An 18,520-nucleotide genomic window follows, 5' to 3' on the forward strand; every position below is an offset into this window, starting at 1 on the left:
GAAATATTACCACGAAATGACCTGCCCTGGCTGGTTTTGCCGGGGGCCGGGCGACGCCGAATTCCACGTGCGGACAGGGCGCCGGCGCGAGCGACCGGCCCGGGGACAAGGAATGGCCGCGCGGAACCCGCCCGCTGCCGCCGCAGGAGCCCGTCAGTCAGTCCGCGCGATGCCGGTAGATCCAGAATCGCGATGCGGAGAAGTTGACCGCGAATCCGCCGAGCGAACCGATCGCGACGCCGAGGGCCGGCAGGCGATGGACCAGGGCGTAGTGGTAGACCAGCCACGAATAGATCGAAAAATTGACCGCGAATCCACCGCACATCGCGAGCACGTAGCGCGACCATTCTCCGAACCGCCCGTAGTGCCTGACTCCGCGAAAGGTGAACCGGCGGTTGAACAACCAGGTGGCCGTGGCGGCGGCGAGAAACGAGAGCAGGCGCGACGCATAGCGGTTGGCATCGAACGCCGACACGAGGAACTGGACGAGCCCGGCATCGACCAGGAAACCGATGAAGCCGCCAACGCAGAACAGGACGACCTGGCGCATGCCGGCTGCCGTCAGTGCTGTGAGCCGGATCGGTGCGAGGGCACGTCTGGCCGCCGTCGGCTCAAGCGAACAGCGCCCGCATCGAATTCCCGTCGGGATGCTCGATCACGCCGCGTTCGGTGACGATGGCGTCGATCAGGCCGGCCGGGGTGACGTCGAACACGGGATTCCAGGCGACGGCGCCTTCGACCACGGTGCGCTGGCCGGCATGCGAGAGCAATTCGTGCGGGTCGCGCATCTCGATCTCGATGTCGGCGCCCGACGCGGTGGCCATGTCGACGGTCGAGGCCGGCGCCACGACCATGAACTTGACGCCGTGATGGCGGGCGACGATGGCGAGTTGGTAGGTGCCGATCTTGTTGGCGACGTCCCCGTTCGCCGCAATGCGGTCGGCGCCGACCACGACCCACTGCACCTGTCCGGATTTCATCAGGTGGGCGGCCGCAGAATCCGAGACCAGGGTCGCCGCAATGGCATCGTGCCCGAGTTCCCACATGGTCAGCCGCGCCCCCTGCAGCCACGGTCGCGTCTCTCCCGCGAACACGCGGGTGATGGCGCCGCTGCTGACGCCGGCGCGGATCACGCCAAGCGCGGTGCCGTAGCCGGCGGTGGCCAGCGACCCGGTGTTGCAATGGGTGAGTACACCGACGTTCTCGCCAAGCAGGCCCGCGCCGAGTGCACCCATGTGCCGGTTGGCGGCCAGGTCCTCGTCCTGGATGCGCTGCGCTTCGGCTTCGAGTGCTTGCGGGTCGGCGTCGGTCGCCGCTGCTCGCTGCATGCGGTCAAGCGCCCACATCAGGTTGACCGCGGTCGGTCTCGCCGCGCGCAGGAGCGGCAAGGCAGAGTCGATGGCATTGCGTCCGCGCCGGGCGGCGAGGACCACGCCCCAGGCCGCGGCAATGCCGATCGCCGGCGCCCCGCGCACGACCAGGTCACGGATGGCCTGGGCGACTTCTTCGGGGGTCGTGCAATCGAGGTAGTCCTCGGCGAATGGCAGCTTGCGCTGGTCGAGCAGGCGCAGGCGATCGCCGCGCCAGAGCACGGAGCGGACAGTGTCGTGGGCGTTGGTATCGTTCATGCCGACAGGATAACCGAGTGTCGACCCGCGTCAGAACTGCGGCGTCTCGTGGCCGGGTCCAATCCCGGCAAGCAGGCCCTGGGCGAGCCTGCGGGGGGTTCGACGCTCGCCGAAACCCCCGCGGAGCGATCAATGCGGCACGCCGGAGACCTGGATCGTCTGCAGGGCGTCGAATGGACGCTCGAGTTCGAAGCCCTCGCCGACCACGAGCAGGCGGTCGGCATCCGGCCTGTCGCCGCCATCGACCAGGCCGATACCAGCCTGCATCGCCGAGGGCTCAAGCAGGACCTGCGACCAGGAGGCCGGCTGGCCAGGGCTTGAAACGCTGAGCAAGGCGACTCTCGATTGACCGGCGAAGACGAGCGCGAGCGCGAAGCGGTCGCCGCTCGCGGTCGCCCCCTTGGCGACGGTCATGACGGGTCCGAACGGCACGCTGTCGAGATCGATCACGAGGTCATTGCCGGCATCCAGCACGGCCAACGGCACTGCGTTTCCAGCGAGGTGGCCGGCGCCGGAGTCGCCAGCCTCGAAACCGAAGCGCGAGAGCACCACGGGGGTGCTCGAGATTGCCAGATTGTCTTGTGGGCTGATGTCGTCGGAACAGCTGGCCTCGGCCCGGAAGTCGATGGTGTCGCCGGCATCCTCGGCCACCGTCGCGGAAAAAACGAAGATTGCGCTGCTGCCGACCGGAAGCTCGAGGTCCGCCTCGATGCCGCCATCGCCGGCGGCCGGACAGACGGCCTCGTTGATCGCAAGGCAGGTCCAATGCGCCGACCCCGCCGCATAGCCCACGGGCACCGGTATCGATACCGAGACCGGACCGGCGGCAACCGAACCTGCGTTGCTGATCACGACGACATGCTCCTGGGTGTCACCATAGGTCACGGAGTCCACCTGGGTGGCCACCGCCAGCGCGATTTCCGCTGGCTCCATCGCGGTCGCATCGACGGTCACGGCACTCGCATAGGAGCCGGGCACCTGGATCGAAAGCGTGTTGCTGCCGGGCGTCGTGCCGAGCGTCCAGGTTGCCGCAGACGCAAGTCCTTCAGAATCGCTGATCACACTCGATTCACTGACGCTACCGCCGCCCAGGCCGACCAGAAATTCCACGTTCGCACCTGCCACGGGCGCACCACCGGCATCGATGACGCGAACCACGGGCGCAATCGGAACCGCCTCGCCAACCAGCGCGGTCTGGCCGTCGCCAGCGATGACGATCAGCGTTGCCGGCGCACTGACCACTTCTACTGCTCCGCTGGCACTCGCATACTCGGTGCCGCTGTCGACGCCGATCGCCCTGACCTGGATCTGGTAGCTGCCGACGACATCGAACTTCGGATGCATGCCGATGACAGCCGATGCCCCAGGCAGGAGTGCGGCGATCGTATCCGGTCCGGTAGTACCGCAGAGGTTGCTGCCGCAATTCGAAAGCGGCACGGCCACGAAGACACCGGCATCCGGCGCGGTTTCAACGTCGATCGTGACCGTGCCTTCCACGACTTGCTGTTGCGAAGCTATTTCAAACTGAAGCATGACGGACTCGGGGATCGCACCGCTGCCGGCATTGACCAGGGTCGATGCGAAGCCGCTGGCCTCGACGCCACGGTCGATGCTGGCCGGCCCATCAAGATCGAGGGATGCATCTGGCGCCACCACGGTCTGGTCGAGACTCTCGCTGGCGTAGAAATTGTGCGAATGGACTCCGACCACGCTCAGTCTGACCGTGAACTGGCCGATCCGGTTGAACGTGAAGCGCCAGGCGGTGGATTCGTCATAGTCGGCGCCGATCGGAAAACCCTCGACGTCGCCGAGTTCCGCGCACAGGTCGGTCCAGCAACTTGTGGTCGACAGGATCTGGTAGTCGCCCGAGCCTGGCGTCGTTTCGAACTCGACCGTCACGTCCCCGGGCACCAGGGCTTCGTCGCCAAAGATATCGACCTGGATGCGGACCGTGTCCTCGACCTCGATCGGGTTGGCATGGGTCACCCTCATCTGATACCCAGGGGTGGCCACGCCGCGATCCGGGCTCGCCGGACCCGTGAATGTCATGCGGACGTCCTTGCCGCTGCGGATCACCTCACCGCCACCCTTCGCCACGGCCGGAGCCGAAGCGATGAGAAGCAGGAACATCATCGACAACCCGGCCGCCAGGAGCCGCTTCGCCAGGGCATGGAAGGAACTGGTCAGGATATTCATTGTGATCCTCATGATCGTTTGTCCGCCAAGCGCGTGATTCCCCTTCACCGCGACGACTTCGCGGGGACGAACCAGGGTCTGCATCGTCGAGTACCGGAAAAGGAATCCCGGATCGATGCGCTCTGTACTGAGCAATGCGCGGGCCAGTGCGCGGCAGGCTTGTGATCGGATCGACACAACCGCGACTGCGGAATGATGAATTCGTGACGAATGCACGCTATGTGCATAATCCCATTCAGCTGACGCCTCGGCTCCTCGTGAACCGTGTCACGCTATTCGGGAAGCCGCGATTCGGGCGCTGGCAGGCATGACGGTTTGCGTTCGTCCGAAGTCGACAGGAAATATGTGAGCGCATCGACACTTCGCCCGAGCGCGAACGAACCGGCCAGGTATCGATGGGTAACGGGGCACTTGAACGGGATGCGCTATCCGTGGCGACGCGGCGGCGCATCTTCAGTCGAGCAGATCGAGACCGTTGATGCGACGGGTGCGTCGGGCAAGTGCGGCGCCGATGACCTCGCGGCTGGCGTGGATACGCAGTTGCGAACGCGCCCGACTGGCGGCGGTATAGAGCCATTCGCGGGTCAGCAGCGGATGCGGCTGCTCGGGCAGCACCAGTTCGACCGTGTCGAACTCCGAGCCCTGCGCCTTGTGCACGGTCATGGCGTAGGCGCTGTCGTGGGCCGGCAATTGCGCCGGCAGCAAGGCGTGCACGTCACCATCGCGGCGGGCAAACCAGGCGCGCAGCGGTGACTCGGGCCGTTCACGGAAAAAGACCCCGACGTCACCGTTGTAGAGGCCGAGCGCATGGTGGTTGCTGGTGACCAGGATCGGCCGGCCGTGCACGAACTCGCGTTCGCCCACCGCGCCGTGCAAGGCGTTGGCAACGGTGCGGTTCAATCCGGAAACGCCTTGCGGTCCTTCGCGCAGGGCGCACAGGATCCGGTAACGGCCGAGCGCCTCGAGGGCCGCGGCCGGCGTTTCGGCCTCGGCGAGCACGCGATAGCTGTCGTGCAACTGGCGCCGCACCGCGCTCGCATCGATACGCCACGGCGCTTCCGACCAGACGATGTCGGCGCTGTCGCCGAGGATGTCGAAAACCGCCCCGGCATCCCCGGTACGGATCGCGCGGACCAGCCGGGCGATGCCCGAGGCGCCGCCGAAGCGGCGCGGCCGCTCGAGGCGGACGATGCGTTCGGCGAGCGCGCCGCGGTCGTCGCCAGCGGCCACGCGCTCGCCACTGGCCTGTCCGATCCAGCGCGCCGTTTCATCGGCGAAGCGGTTGTCCGTGTTGCAGGCCGCCAGGGCCGCGAGCACGGCGCCGTTCTCGACCGCCGGCAACTGGTCCGGATCGCCGAGCAGGACCAGGCGGCATTCGGGCTTCAGCGCACGCAACAATTTGGCCATCAGCGGCAGGTCGACCATCGAGCACTCGTCGACGACCAGCACGTCGAGATCGAGCGGACGCGCGCTATCGCGCATCGGTTGCACCGATTGGGCGTGGAAGCCAAGCAGCCGGTGCAGTGTCATCGCCTCGGACGGCAGGTCGGCGCGCTGCGCGTCGCTCAACGGCAGGCTGCGCAGGCCGAGCTGCACCGATTCGCTGAGTCGCTGCGCGGCCTTGCCGGTCGGTGCAGCCAGGGCCATGCGCAGCGGCGCGTCGGCGAAGTGCCGGACCAACGCGAGTACGCGCAGGGCGGTGAAGGTCTTGCCGGTGCCGGGACCGCCGCAGATGACGGTCAGCGGCGCGCGCAAGGCTGTCGCCGCTGCGACCCGTTGCCAGTCGATCTCGCCGTGGTCGGCGGATGGCAACAGGGCGTCGAGCGCCGCGGCCACATCGACGGCAGGCGGCAGGCCGGCAACCGCGAGTGCGCGCGCACGCAGCGCCGCCTCGATCTCGCGCTCGTAGCGCCAGTATCGCCGCAGCCAGGCGCGGCGACCCTCGACGACGATCGGTGCCTGGCTGTCTGCCGGTCCGATGAAGGGCGCCTCGGGCCAATCGCCTGCGCGCAGCTGCGCGTGCCAGGCGAGAATACGACGCTCACGAGCCGTGCTCTCGCCGGGGCTCGACCAATCGTCGAGCAAATCCGGCGTGAAGCAGCTGTGCCCGCGTGCGGTCGCCCAGCTGGCCAGGGCGGCCAGATGCAGGGCCGCCTCGTCGCTGCCCGGCCAGATCGAGCGAAACGCTTCGATGAGGGCGGCATCGAGCGCACTGAATCCGTCCTCGCGAATGTCGTCGAAGGCATTCATGACCGGTCTCCGTCGCACCAGGCATCGAGCGCGTCGACCAGCGCTGCGGGCGGGCGGTCGTGGTGGATGCCGGCGGCATCACCCTCGCGCATGCCGCGCACGAACAGGTACAGGGCGCCGCCGACGTGATGCTCGTAGTCGTAGGCAGCGCCGAGGCGCGTGCGCAGGAAGCGCTGCAGGGCGACCAGATAGATCAGGTATTGCAGGTCGTAGTCGCTGGCGCGGATCGCCGCCGGCAATCGTTCGGGCGCATAGTCTCCGCGCGAGGAGCCGAGCAGGTTGGTCTTGTAGTCGACCACGTAGTAGCGGCCCTGCCAGCGCAGGACCAGGTCGATGAAGCCGGTCATCAGACCGCGTATGCCGGAACGACGCGAGACCAGCTCGCCGCGTTCGCGCGCATGCGCGGGATGCCCAGCCAGCAGTTCCTCGAACACTTCGAGTCGTGCCCCGCCGAGCGGAAACAGGAACTCGAGTTCGGCCAGGAACTCGCCACGCTCAAGGGCCATCAGGCGCAGTCCCGATCCGGCAACCAACTCGCTGCGCACGCTGGCGCGGGCGATCGCCGCAATGGTCTCGACATCCTCGCCGACATAGCCGTGGTCGCCGCAGATACGGGCGAGATCGGCTGGCACGCCGGGCTCGGCCAGCACCTCGAAAGCCACCTCCTCGAAGACCTGATGCACGCAGTTGCCGAAATCCGCGCCGCGCGGCCATTGCGGCACCGGATCGAGCACGGGCGACGGCGACGGCGCCACGGCCGCCGCGCTGGTCTCGTCATGGTCGGCGACCGGCGCATGCTGGCCGCCGCCAAACAGGCGGCTGTAGCTCGACGTTTCAAGGCCGCGCTCGATGCGGCCATGGAACTCGGCGACGACCCGTTTCCCGGTTTCGACGGCCTCGGCCAGCGGCTCGACCGGCGGCGCGTCGGGAGCCAGCGTCTCGAGGCGGATGCAGTGGCCGGAGCGGGCCACCAGGGCTTCGAGCGCCGCATCGATGCGGTCGAGCTGCTCGCCGAGTCGATCGAGCATGACCGGGCCTTGCATGTCCGGTGTGCGAAACCACAACCACGCGTACGGACCGACAAGGCTCGTGCTGAAGCGGCCGGTGTTGGCCCAGGCCCAGGCCAGCCAGACCCGATGCCGCGCCCGGGTGATGGCGACATAGGCAAGACGCAGGCTTTCGGCAAACTGCTCATCGCGCTGGGCCAGCGCATGCGCGTGCCATTGCGGGCCGCCGATATCGATGCGCAGCTCGTCGCCGGCATGCCAGGCCACGGCTTCGTCGGCCTGCGTCAGCGAATCGAGCCGCTTCCAGAACGTGGCCATGGCAAACGGCGCAAAGACCACGTCGTACTGCAGGCCCTTGCTCCGATGCACGGTCAGCACCTGCACCGCACTTGCGTCATCGGCAGGTCGCAGCTGTTCGGCATGGCCGGCGCCGCGCTGCTCGTCCGCCTCGGCGCGACGCTGGCCGAGCCAGTGCAGCAGTTCGCCCGGGGTCGCACGCCGCGCCGATTCCTGCTGCAGCAGTTCGGCCAGATGCAGCAGGTTGGTGACCCGACGGCGACCGTCCCAGCGCGGCAGCAGGCGCACGGCAGCGGCCTGCACGCAATGCGCGATCGCCGCATAGGGTCCGGCGTCGAGCCAACGCTGGCGCAGCAAGGCGATCCGGGCGAGCTGGCTTTCCCACTGGCCGAGATCCTGTTGCGCTTCAAGCAAGGCCTGCAGGTCGTAGCCGAGCAGTTCGGTGGCCAGTGCCGCGCGCACGCGCGCCGCGTCGGCCGGTGCATCGAGGGCGGCCAGCAGGCGCTCGACCTCGAGCGCCTCCGCGCTGGCGTAGATGCTCGCCGCGCTGAGATAGTCGCAGGCGATATTCCACTGCGCCAGTTGCCGCGCCGCCTGTTCGGCCTGACGATTGCTCTGCACGAGCACGGCCATGCTTGGCGGCTGGCATTCGCGCTTGCGTGCCTCGCTGAGGATGCCGCGAATCTCGGCGCACACGGCGGCCAGCACGCGCTCGCTGAATGCCGGGGTCGTCCACGGCTTGCGCTTGTCCTTCTCGATGCGGTCGGGCAAACGCCATACGGTCAGGGGCGCAGCCGTGGCCAACCAGTGCGCCGAGGTCTCCCTGGCGCTCGGATAGCGGGCCGGCTCGAAGCCGATGAAGTCGACCAGGAACGGATCCTCGACACCGTCGAAGATCGCGTTAGCGGCGGCGATCAGCGGCGCGTCGGAGCGCCAGTTGTCGCGCAGCGTGTGACGGTTGGCGCCGGCATCGCGGGCCGCCGCGTGATACGTGTGGATATCGCCACCGCGAAAGCGGTAGATGGCCTGCTTCGGATCGCCGATCAGCATCAGCACGGCATCCTCGCGGGCCGCATGGATGCGCTTCAGGATCGCGTACTGCAGGGTATCGGTGTCCTGGAACTCGTCGACCAGCAGGGCCGGAATGTCGGTGGCGATCGCCTGCGCCAGGCGTGCGCCGTCGGCGCCTTCGAGGTGCGCGTGCAGGAGACCGATCAGATCGTCGAAGCCGAGCCGGCGCAGACGCTCGCGGCGTGCAGCCAGTCCCTCGCGAACGAAGGCGATGGCCGCACCGGTGAAGCGCGCCAGCAGTGCATTGCGCAGCGTTTGCGCAGCCGCCTGCACGGCCTCGACACAGGCCGACACCGCGGCAAGCTCGGCCGGTGGCCTCCAGCCGGCCTTTCTTGCCTTCTCCGACACGGCGTCGGCAATCGCGCTGGCGGCAAGCGCATCCAGAGCGCCGATGTCGACCTCGACCGCGGCATCGGCGCAGGCACGCACACAGCGTTGCATCGAGGCAACCCCGAGCGGCGTCGCCTGCGCCGACTTCAGCGTCTTTTGCGCAATGGCTTCCTGCAGCTGCTGCAGCGCGATGGCCACCTGCCCCTGGGCGAACAGGCGGCGCCAGTCGTCGAGATGGCGTTCAAGGGCGCGGCGCGACTGCTCGACCCAGGCTGGCGCATCGAGCGGGTCGATCCGAGTGGCCGGCAAGGCCAGCACCTGCGAACGTAGCAGGTCGGTGGCGAAGGCTTCCGGCGTGTCCCAGCGATCGAGCACGGCGTCGACCGCCGCGTCGGCTTCGGCGACCACGTGGCGACGCCAGAAGTCGCGCACGAGCTCATGGGCGGCCTCGTTGCCGGCGTCGTTGTCGAGTTCGAAGAACGGCAGGCCCATCGCGAAGGCATGCTCGGCCAGCAGTTGCCGGCACAGCCCATGCAGGGTCGATACGCGCGCCTCGTCGAAGCCAACCAGTGCCGCCGACAATGCGTCAATCGCAGCCCGCAGCGAAGTCATGTCGCCACGATGCATTTCGAGGATTCGATCGAGTTCGTCGGGATGCTCTGGTGCAGTCCCCTCCAGCCGCGAAATCGCCTCGGCAATGCGCCCACGCAAGCGTCCGCGCAGTTCGCGCGTCGCCGCATCGGTAAAGGTCACCACAGCAATCTCGCGCACGCTCAGGTTGCGTTCGAGCAGCAGGCGCAGATAGATCAGGGCGATGTTGAAGGTCTTGCCGGTGCCGGCGCTGGCTTCGATCAGGTGCTGCCCATCGAGCGCAAGTGTCGTGGCGTCGAGTTCGCGGCTCACGAGCGGACTTCCTCGACAACGCCGTAAAGCGGCACGAACAGCTCCCGCGCGAAGGCCTCGAAGACCTCGCCGAGGATCGACTCGTCGCGATGGCGGGCGAACAGCCGATGGTGCGGATCGGCGCTTTCCGGAAAGTCGCCCTCGGACCAGATGGCGTGGGCCGCCCGTCGCGCCTGGTCCTCGTCTCCCCGACGCTGGAAGGTGGCGGCAAACGCTTCGGCGCTGCGCCGGAAGGCTGGCAAGGCCTGGCGCAAGCCGCGATCGCGCCAGGCCAGCAGGTCACGAACCCATGTCCCCGGCTGGCCGAGCGAACCGAGCCGGAACGCCTCCAGCTGTCCCTTGGCGAAGCCGATCGCGAACGCCGGCAGGTTTGTCTCCGTGCTCCCGAGCAGGGCGCGCTCGAGCGCGAGGCGGGCCAGGTCGATGCCGCGGATCCGGCCCGGTCGGGCGAGCAGCAGGGCCGGATGGCCGTCCGCGGTGCTCACCCGATGGCGGACCATGCCGGTCAGGCGCACACGCAGATCGTCGAACCCGATGCTGCGGGCTTCAGCCACGTCCGCGTCGAACGGGCCGCCCAGCAGATGCTGCGCCTTCAGCTCGAGTGCCGCGACCTGCTCGACCAGTTCTTCCCAGGACTGCGCGCCGACCGTGCCAAGCGGAAACCGCCCTTCGCGCTGGACGCGATGCAGATTCGGTCGTGATGGCGTTGGTCCGAGCAGGCGGTCGGCCAGTTGGTAGCGGCCGAGCCGGTCGAGCGTGAATGCCTCGATATCCTCGTCGCGCTCGGCCTCGACCATGTCCAACGGCAGTTGCTGGCGAAAGTAGGCGCGCACAGGATGGGCGAGCCAGGCGAGCAGCACATCGATGTCGAGGTCCGTCCATTCGTTCGCCGGCGCAATCTCGATGGCCTGCAGGTCCTGCAGCGTGGCCGGCAGCCCACCCGCCGGCACGAACGGCGCAGGTTCGATCCAGCCCCCGCCCTGCAGCCGCGCCGCGCTCCACCAGCGCTGGTCGTAGCTCGGCGAGGGCGAACCGGCGCGAAAACATTCGGCCGCGAACGGATGCATCGGATGCCGACGAAGGATGGCGGCGCGTGCCTCGGGCCATGCCTGCGCGCCATAGGCGGCCGCGAGAAAACCGGTCAGTTCCTCGACCAGGGGCGAAGGTGGGTTCGCCGCACCGGTCCTTGCGTCACGATCGACGTGGCTGAGAATGAACACATCGCGCGCGGCGATCAGGCTTTCGAGGAACAGGAATCGATCGTCCTCGCGGATGCTGCGGTCGCCGGCGCGCGGATATCGGCGCATCAGGTTGAAACCGGCCGGCGCCTGCCGGCGTGGAAACTCGCCGGCATCGAGGCCGAGCACGCAGACCACCCGGTGCGGGACGTTGCGCATCGGCACCATGCCGCAGAAGGTGATACCGAAGCGGCCACCGCGCGAGGCGCGTGGCGCGGCGATCTGCGCATCGAGTGCGCTGCGCACGACGGCGAAATCCAGCGTCTCGTCGCCGAGCCAACGTGAGGCCTCGTTGCCGAGCGCGGCGATCGCCTCGCGCAGGTCGCCGATCGCCGCGGTCTCCAGTGGATCGCCGCCTTCGCCGTCGAACAGCGCTTCGAGCCGCTCGATCAGCCAGCGTTTCCAATTCCCGGCGCTGCGCGGCGTGGCAAGGCCGGTGCGCGTGCGCGCGAGCGCATCGACGAAACGGGCGAACTCGCCGAGCCATTGGGCCGGGCTGCCTTCGACATTGCTCGCCGGCACCACATCGGCCAGCATCACCGCGTCGTCGCCGAGCGCATGGCCGAGCAGCAGCCGGTTGAAGCCGAAGCGCCAGGTGGTTTCTTCGATCGCCGCGGCGCCGAGCGCGGCGCGGAAATCGGCATCGAGGCCCCAGCGGATGCCACTGTCGGCGATCCAGGTGCGCAGCCAGTCCTGGGCTTCGCCATCGAGCTCGAAACGGCGCGCGATCGCCGGTTCGGCGAGGAAGCCGAGGATCTCGCTGACCGCGAAGCGGCTTTCGCCGAGGGCGAGGATGCGGGCGAAGGCATCGATCAGCGGGTGGGTCGCGCGCAGGGCGACATCGCTGATGCGGTACGGAATCGCCAGCGGATCGTCGCGGTCGCCGAACACGGCCGCGACGAAGGGCACGTACTCCTCGATGCGCGGCGACATGACCACGATGTCGTGCGGCTTGAGATCATCGAGCGTCTCGAACAGGCGCAGCAGCGCATCGCGCAGGACTTCGACTTCGCGGCGCCGGCTCGGGCAGCCGTGCACCTGCAGTGATGGCACCGTGTCGACCGGCGGCGGCGGGGCATGGTCCGGATCGAGCAGGAGGATGCCGGTCTGCAGCCAGCCGAGCAGCCCGGTCGATGGCGGCGCCGCAAAGGCGTCATCGTCGTGGACCACCAGCTCGGGCGCGTGGATGGCCTTGAGGTATTCGCGGCCAATGCCGCCCCACGATGCGAGCAAGGGATGGCCAGACTCGAGGTGCGCCTCGTCCTCGCGCCGGCCATGGTGGTTCCACAAGCGGCGCTGGCGGACCTGCTCGCGCGCCGAGACGATCTCGCCCCAGTAGTCGAGGCAGGGGTTGGGCTGATAGAAGCGCAGCGGCACGCGTTGGGCCAGGCCCAGGAAGAACTCGAGCAGGAGCGGCGGCAGATGGGCCGCGCCGAAGATGCTGAGGCCGCGTTCGAGGCGGGCCGGGACCGGCGCGCCATCGAGCAGGCTGCGCAGGACCTCCTGCATGAGGCTGGCGCGATCGGCCTCGTCGACCCCCGCGGCCAGTGCGCGCCAGAGATCGGCCTGCCAGCGCTCGTCGGTATCATCGAGAACGAGGCGCGCGCGTTGCCAGGCGCGAATCCAGTTCGGCCGGGCCATCGTGTATTCATCGAAGGTCTGGGCCAGGGTGGCGGCGAGCTGGTGGCGCTGGCGCGGCTCGCCGGCGGCACCGAGGTAATGGCGGACGGGACCGAATTCGGCCCGCTGAGCACAGGCCGGCAGTGCCGCGTAGATGCGCCAGCTCAGCGCCTCGCGCGAAAACGCCGATTCGCGCGGCAAACGCTCGGAGACTTCGCGCAGCACCTCCCAGGCAAACGTCGAGGGCAGCGGAAACTCGACGTTGGCGGCGATGCCGCAGCGCGCGGCGATGCGTTCCTGCAACCAGCGGCCAAGGGCCGGATGCGCGACGACAACGACGTGCGGGCGCAGTGGATCATCGTTGCCCGCGCTGGCGAGATCGTCGATCAGGCGATCGGCGAGCAGCTCGAGCCGGTTTCCATGGATGAATTGCGCTGCCTGCATGCCCTGCCTGCCCGACTCCCGGATAAACGAGTTTGCCATGCGCCGCGAACTCGCGCCCGAGGGCCGGCTACACTGGCGTCCCGGATTTGAGCGCCGACGATTCGCAAAACCTGCGAATCGCCCGCCGTATCGCCATATCGAACCAAGCTGACGATGCCCGCCTCCCGTTTCCAAGCCGTCGCGTTGACGCTGGCCGCACTGGCAGCGGAATCGGCCACGGCCACGACACCGACCTACGAAGCGGAACCGGTGCTCGGCGCGACCACGCTCGTGCGACCCGCGTTGATGTCAGGCCCGGGCTTCGAAGTCGATCCGCATGTCGAGATCCGCGGCTACATGGCGCACTTCACCCTCGACACGCCGGTCGGTCCGCTGCAGGCTGAAAGCGTCGAGATCCTCGCCGATCGCATCGCCGAACTGCCGGCCCTCGAGGCGCTCGACAAGGTCAGCCAGTCCGACGCATTTCTCGGCGCGGCCGGCGACTCGGCGCAGCAGACGGCGCGCGGCATCGGCCAGGTCTTGCGCCATCCGATCGCCACGCTGAAAGGTATTCCGGCTGGCGTCGCCCGCTACTTCGGCAAGCGCATCGGCAAGTTCGGCCGCCAAGCGCAATCGTTGTCCGATCGTACCGCGCGCGAATTCGGCAGCAGCGGCAATCCGTATCCGCGCGCCGACGGGCCGATGACCGAAGCGCGCGCCATCGATCGCCGCGAAGCGGCGGCGCGCGATCCGGCCAGCGGCAAGGCCTGGTACGAGCGCGCCGGCGCCGAGGCCGGGCGCGAACTCAAACGCCAGGTCAAGTATGGCCAGGTCCGCCGCGAACTGGCCGAACGGCTCGGTATCGATCCCTACACGAGCAATCCCTATCTCGCCGAGCGCCTCGACCAACTGGCCTGGGCCGGATCCGGCGGCCGCTTCGTCGCCAGCACCGCGATCGGCTCGATCGGCGGCGTCGGCGGACTCGCCGTGGCCTACGGCGGCCGGCTCAATGAAATCGTCTGGAAACTCGACCCGGAACAGATTCGCGAGCGCAATGCGCGACTGCTGAAACGGCATTGCCACGACGAACTGCTGATGCGCGAGTTCCTGCGCCGCGGCGTCTTCACGCCAACCCTGCAGACCGCCCTGGTCGACGCGCTCGACGCGCTGCAACCGCGCAGCGGTGGCGATGCCCTGCTCGAACTCGCCATGTCGGTGCACTCCGAACTCGAGGCCCGCTACCTGGTCAATTCGCTGGCCCTGGTCGTCGATCGGCTCGGCCCGCGTGCGCACGGCGGCACGCTGGTCATCGTCGGCGCCGGCCTCGCCTACGACAGCAACGACGGCGAACGCCTGCTGCCGCTACCGGTCGACTATCTGGCCTGGACCGACGAAGTGGCCGGGTTCATCGACCGCGGCGACTTCCGCGACCCGCGCAAGACCGTGGCCATCACCGGCACGGCCACGCCGCGCAGCCTGCGCGAACTGACCGAGCGTGGCTGGAGCATCGAAACGGGATTGCGCGGGAACGAGGAGAACCTCGCCCTGGCCGGGCCGGATCGCAGCTGCCGGCCCGTTCCGGACGAGACCACAAGCCACTGCTGAGCGGCGGCTGTCCAGCGTCGGCAACGCTCCCGACCTGCGACAACAGCCGCGCCTTCAGCGCCGCCTGCGCACCGACGTCGGCGCCGGCACCGGGCCCGCCCGCTTCGGTGCCGGCCTGGTCCGATTCGCAGCCAGCCAGATCCGGTGCCGCGCACCCTTGTTGCCATGCGCGCGCACCGTCACCTCATCGACCTCGAAGCCGACCTGGCGCAGGCGCTCGACGAATTTCCGGTCCGGATGTGCCGACCAGACAGCGAGCACGCCGTGGCCACGCAGCGCAGCCTTCGCTGCCGCGAGTCCCGGCACCGAATACAGCCAGTCGTTGCCGGCCTGGGTCAGTCCGTCCGGACCGTTGTCGACATCGAGCAGGATCGCATCGAATGCGCCGCGTGCGGCGCGGATCAGCGCGCCCACATCGGCTTCGACGAGGTCCACGCGTGGATCATCGAGCGGCCTGCCGGCATGGGCGCCGAGCGGACCGTGATTCCAGCGCACGACCTCGGGCACGAGTTCGGCGACCTGCAGCCGGGCCGTCGCTCCCAGTATTTTCAGCGCCTCGGCCAGGGTGAAGCCCATGCCGAGCCCGCCGATCAGGATGCGCGGACTGGCCACGGCGGCGATCCGCTCGCAGGCGATCCGCGCCAGCGCGTCTTCCGAACCATGCATGCGCGTCGACATGAGATCGCCGCCGCCGGCGATCTTGATCGAAAAATGTTCGCCATCCTCGAACAGGCGCAGCTCGCCGCCGCCCGGCACCTGCGCGGTTTCGAGCAGGCCGAAGCGCTTCATCGGGCCACGACCATGAACGCTGTGCGCAGGGTGGCGGGCGCGAGCCCGCAGCGGCACTCACTCCGCCGCATCGAATTCATCGCGATAAAGCAGGTCGGGCATGTGCATGACGATGCAGTGGATCGCTCCCGCATTGTTGATGATCGAGCTGCAATCGACATCGACGATCGCGTAACCGGGAAGTGCAGCCTGGTAAGCCGCCAGGGCCTGGGCATTGCGCGTGGTTTCGCCGTCGAAGTGGCAGATCAGGACGACGTTGTTGACGGTGACCGAGTTGGTGTAGGTGTAGTGCGTGCCGCCGCTGCGCCATCCCGGCGTCCGGTACACCGTGTAGCCACGCCCCTGCATCAGGCTCGCCGTTGCATCCGTGACCGCCTTCGGCACGCCGCCGCCCTCGCCCGCAGCGTACTCGCCGATCAGGACCTTGGTGTCGCTGAGCGGAAACATCCACATGTCGATGTGCTGGGTCGAGTCGTAGCTGCTCGGGAACGGATCGGTCAGGGTCACATCGAGCCCTTCGTAGGCCGCGAAGTAATTCCTGATCTGGATTTCGCTCAAGCCGGGGTTCTCGTTGACGATGAGCCGCGTCATGTAGGCATCGCGCGTGCTGAACAGATGGAAGTTGCCGCCGCCATGGACGAGCGGAAGCGCATAGACCGGCTCACCGAGCTGTGCGCCGAATACCGATGGAAACAGGTTGTCGTTCGGTCGCGGCCGGTTGTAGGTGTGGTCGACGATCGCGCGCCGGCCGGAGTCGTTGATGAAGCGCGGGCCGTAGTCGCGCATCCACACCGAGTCGGTGGTCGCGACGATGAAATGCACGTGGTCGAGGTCGGCGCCGCCGCCCTGCAGCACGCTGCTTGCCGAAGCCTGCTGGCTGGCCCCGCTGACCACGACCCAGACATCGGACGGCGGCGTAGCCGTGGTCAGCGGCACGACCATCTCGGTCTGCAAGTCGTTGTAGCTGCCCCAGCGGATCAGGATGCCGGCGTTGGCTTCGTATTCGGCCTGGGCGCGGACCGGACCGGCCGGCGCGACCCGCGGCTGGTCGGGGACCAGCAGCCTGGGAAGACCCACTTCCCCGGGCGCGAGATTGCGCGGCAGCCGCACCGGGTCGTCATCGCGGATCGTTGCCAGGTAGGCCGGATCGGCGCGTTTCATGGCTGCGCCGAGATCGGCCATTGCGAACAGGCCGAACAGAACGACCCCGATGATTGCGCGTCTGAGCATCGCTTGTACTCCCCTGGACCGATGAGCAGTCTAGCGGCCCTGCCGCCTTTCTGCCGCACCCTGCCCGGGTCCCGGTAGGCTTCGCGGCCGCTTTCGAGGACACTACGCTTCTTTCGCCGAAGAAAACGCCATGGATTCCGCAACCCGCGAACGCCTCGCCAGCGAACTCGAATCGATCCGCGAACAGGGCCTGTTCAAGACCGAACGCATCATCGCCACCCCGCAGTCGGCCGCGATCCGCACCACCGACGGGCGCGAAGTGCTGAACTTCTGCGCCAACAACTACCTCGGCCTGGCCGACAACGCCGAAGTGATCAAGGCGGCCAAGCTGGCCCTCGACACCCACGGCTTCGGCCTCGCCAGCGTGCGCTTCATCTGCGGCACCCAGGACCTGCACAAGCAGCTCGAGGCGCAGATTTCCGAGTTCTTCGGCACCGAGGACACGATCCTTTACACGAGTTGCTTCGATGCCAACGGCGGCCTGTTCGAGACGATCCTCGGCGAGCAGGACGCGGTGATTTCGGATGCGCTCAACCATGCCTCGATCATCGACGGCATCCGCCTGTGCAAGGCCGAACGCCGGCGCTACGCCAACAGCGACATGGCCGAACTCGAAAAGCACCTGGTCGAGACGAAAGACAAGCGCACGCGCCTGATCGCCACCGACGGCGTGTTCTCGATGGACGGCTACATCGCCAAGCTCGACGAGATCGTCGCCCTGAAGAAGAAATACGGCGCCCTGCTCATGGTCGACGATTCGCACGCGACCGGCTTCGTCGGCCCGAACGGGCGCGGCTCGGCCGAACTGCACGGCGTCATGGACGAGGTCGATATCTATACCTCGACCCTCGGCAAGGCCCTCGGCGGCGGCTCCGGCGGCTTCACCACCGGCCGTCGCGAGATCATCGACCTCCTGCGCCAGCGCTCGCGCCCGTACCTGTTTTCGAACACCCTGCCGCCGCCACTGGTCGCCGCCAGCATCAAGGTCTTCGAGATCCTTTCGCGCTCGAACGCGCTGCGCGACAGGGTCGAAGCGAACGCGAAGCACTTCCGCCAGCGCATGAGCGAAGCCGGCTTCGACCTGCGCCCCGGCAACCACCCGATCGTCCCGGTCATGCTCTACGACGCCAAGCTCGCCCAGCAGTTCGCCAGCGCCCTGCTCGAGGAAGGCATCTACGTGATCGGCTTCTTCTACCCGGTCGTCCCGCAAGGCCAGGCCCGCATCCGCACGCAGATGAGCGCGGCGCATTCGATCGTGCAGATCGATCGGGCGGTCGATGCCTTCATCAAGGTCGGCAAGCAACTCGGCGTGATCTGATCGCGCTCGGCCACGCACGCGGTGGCAGGCGCGCCCTGCGCCGGGGATTTCGGGGGTCGCCATGTGGCGTGCGTGCCCGGATGCCCGCGAATGTCGCGGGCTACGTGAATCTCGTGGCGCACAATTCCGCTCGCCGTGGTCCCTGCCGTTCGACGGGTTCAGGACAGGCCGGACTTCGTTCGGGCGGGGACCCAGTGACTGTGCTTGTCGCTCTGTTCGGCATCGCTTCGCGGCGCATTCGTGGAGTTAAGAGCAAAGCTTTCACTCGCCTTCGGCGAGCGAGTCACTTTCTCTTGCGTGGCCAAGAGAAAGTAACCAAAGAGAAGGCCACCCCAATGCAGCGGTCTCCGGGCATCCTGCCCTGCGACTTCGCGCAGCGGCTCCGGGGTTGGCTGACAGTCCATCCGTGGACTGGCAGCCAACTGGCTCGCCTCCCTGCGAGCCACCCTGCGGGCCTTTTCTCCGCCGCTGCGCCACTGCATAGGGGCCCCATTCACTGCGCATCCTGCGCAGCCAAGACGGAGCAGATCCCCGCAAGCATGCAACTGGTCCGTCGCCGCGGCTCTTGCTCTTCCTTCTCCCGCCAGGCGGGAGAAGGTGCCGCAGGCGGATGAG

Annotated in this window: 10 protein-coding genes; 2 read left to right on the forward strand and 8 right to left on the reverse strand. The window is 68.0% G+C overall.

Annotation, left to right across the window (positions count from 1 at the left end; all coding sequences use genetic code 11):
* Positions 1-157: 157 nt before the first annotated feature.
* The 6 genes from BM125_RS17590 to recC form a co-directional block, all read right to left on the reverse strand.
* The gene (locus BM125_RS17590) at positions 158-550 is read right to left on the reverse strand and encodes a GtrA family protein (protein ID WP_092410418.1); all 393 of its coding nucleotides are present in this window, start codon (positions 548-550) and stop codon (positions 158-160) included.
* 61 nt (positions 551-611) lie between these two features.
* On the reverse strand, positions 612-1,628 hold the full coding sequence (gene mtnA / locus BM125_RS17595; protein WP_092410420.1) for an S-methyl-5-thioribose-1-phosphate isomerase: 1,017 nt from the start codon (positions 1,626-1,628) through the stop codon (positions 612-614).
* Between the two features lie 129 nt (positions 1,629-1,757).
* Positions 1,758-3,836 carry a carboxypeptidase-like regulatory domain-containing protein gene (locus BM125_RS17600; RefSeq protein ID WP_139225100.1) on the reverse strand — a complete coding sequence of 693 codons (2,079 nt, stop codon included), beginning with the start codon at positions 3,834-3,836 and terminating at the stop codon, positions 1,758-1,760.
* Positions 3,837-4,277: 441 nt separating this feature from the next.
* Positions 4,278-6,074: an exodeoxyribonuclease V subunit alpha gene (recD, locus tag BM125_RS17605; RefSeq protein WP_092410424.1), complete on the reverse strand. Its 1,797-nt coding sequence runs from the start codon at positions 6,072-6,074 to the stop codon at positions 4,278-4,280.
* Entirely contained in the window at positions 6,071-9,682 is a 3,612-nt protein-coding gene (recB, locus tag BM125_RS17610) for an exodeoxyribonuclease V subunit beta (protein WP_175498178.1), read from the reverse strand. The genes recD and recB overlap by 4 nt, the downstream gene beginning before the upstream one ends.
* The gene (gene recC, locus BM125_RS17615; protein ID WP_092410428.1) at positions 9,679-13,023 is read right to left on the reverse strand and encodes an exodeoxyribonuclease V subunit gamma; all 3,345 of its coding nucleotides are present in this window, start codon (positions 13,021-13,023) and stop codon (positions 9,679-9,681) included. The genes recB and recC overlap by 4 nt, the downstream gene beginning before the upstream one ends.
* A gap of 114 nt (positions 13,024-13,137) precedes the next feature.
* Between recC and BM125_RS17620 the strand changes: the two genes are divergently transcribed.
* Positions 13,138-14,568 carry a hypothetical protein gene (locus BM125_RS17620; protein ID WP_092410430.1) on the forward strand — a complete coding sequence of 477 codons (1,431 nt, stop codon included), beginning with the start codon at positions 13,138-13,140 and terminating at the stop codon, positions 14,566-14,568.
* A gap of 54 nt (positions 14,569-14,622) precedes the next feature.
* Here the strand turns inward: BM125_RS17620 and BM125_RS17625 are convergent, their stop codons facing one another.
* Together BM125_RS17625 and BM125_RS17630 are read right to left on the reverse strand one after the other, a co-directional pair.
* Entirely contained in the window at positions 14,623-15,357 is a 735-nt protein-coding gene (locus BM125_RS17625; protein WP_092410432.1) for a spermidine synthase, read from the reverse strand.
* Between the two features lie 57 nt (positions 15,358-15,414).
* On the reverse strand, positions 15,415-16,587 hold the full coding sequence (locus BM125_RS17630) for an agmatine deiminase family protein (protein ID WP_092410434.1): 1,173 nt from the start codon (positions 16,585-16,587) through the stop codon (positions 15,415-15,417).
* A gap of 130 nt (positions 16,588-16,717) precedes the next feature.
* Here BM125_RS17630 and kbl point away from each other — a divergent pair, with 130 nt between their 5' ends.
* Positions 16,718-17,905, forward strand: a complete 1,188-nt coding sequence (kbl, locus tag BM125_RS17635) for a glycine C-acetyltransferase (protein WP_092410436.1) — start codon at positions 16,718-16,720, stop codon at positions 17,903-17,905.
* The last annotated feature ends 615 nt before the right edge of the window (positions 17,906-18,520 follow it).

This window comes from Dokdonella immobilis, assembly GCF_900115085.1.
GTDB classification, from domain to species: domain Bacteria; phylum Pseudomonadota; class Gammaproteobacteria; order Xanthomonadales; family Rhodanobacteraceae; genus Dokdonella; species Dokdonella immobilis.

Coding starts and splice junctions, on each gene's coding strand:
- kbl (WP_092410436.1), top strand. CDS start 16,718: ATGGATTCCGCAACCCGCGAACGCCTCGCCAGCGAACTCGAATCGATC.
- BM125_RS17625 (WP_092410432.1), bottom strand. CDS start 15,357: ATGAAGCGCTTCGGCCTGCTCGAAACCGCGCAGGTGCCGGGCGGCGGC.
- BM125_RS17630 (WP_092410434.1), bottom strand. CDS start 16,587: ATGCTCAGACGCGCAATCATCGGGGTCGTTCTGTTCGGCCTGTTCGCA.
- recC (WP_092410428.1), bottom strand. CDS start 13,023: ATGGCAAACTCGTTTATCCGGGAGTCGGGCAGGCAGGGCATGCAGGCA.
- mtnA (WP_092410420.1), bottom strand. CDS start 1,628: ATGAACGATACCAACGCCCACGACACTGTCCGCTCCGTGCTCTGGCGC.
- BM125_RS17590 (WP_092410418.1), bottom strand. CDS start 550: ATGCGCCAGGTCGTCCTGTTCTGCGTTGGCGGCTTCATCGGTTTCCTG.
- BM125_RS17620 (WP_092410430.1), top strand. CDS start 13,138: ATGCCCGCCTCCCGTTTCCAAGCCGTCGCGTTGACGCTGGCCGCACTG.
- recD (WP_092410424.1), bottom strand. CDS start 6,074: ATGAATGCCTTCGACGACATTCGCGAGGACGGATTCAGTGCGCTCGAT.
- BM125_RS17600 (WP_139225100.1), bottom strand. CDS start 3,836: ATGAGGATCACAATGAATATCCTGACCAGTTCCTTCCATGCCCTGGCG.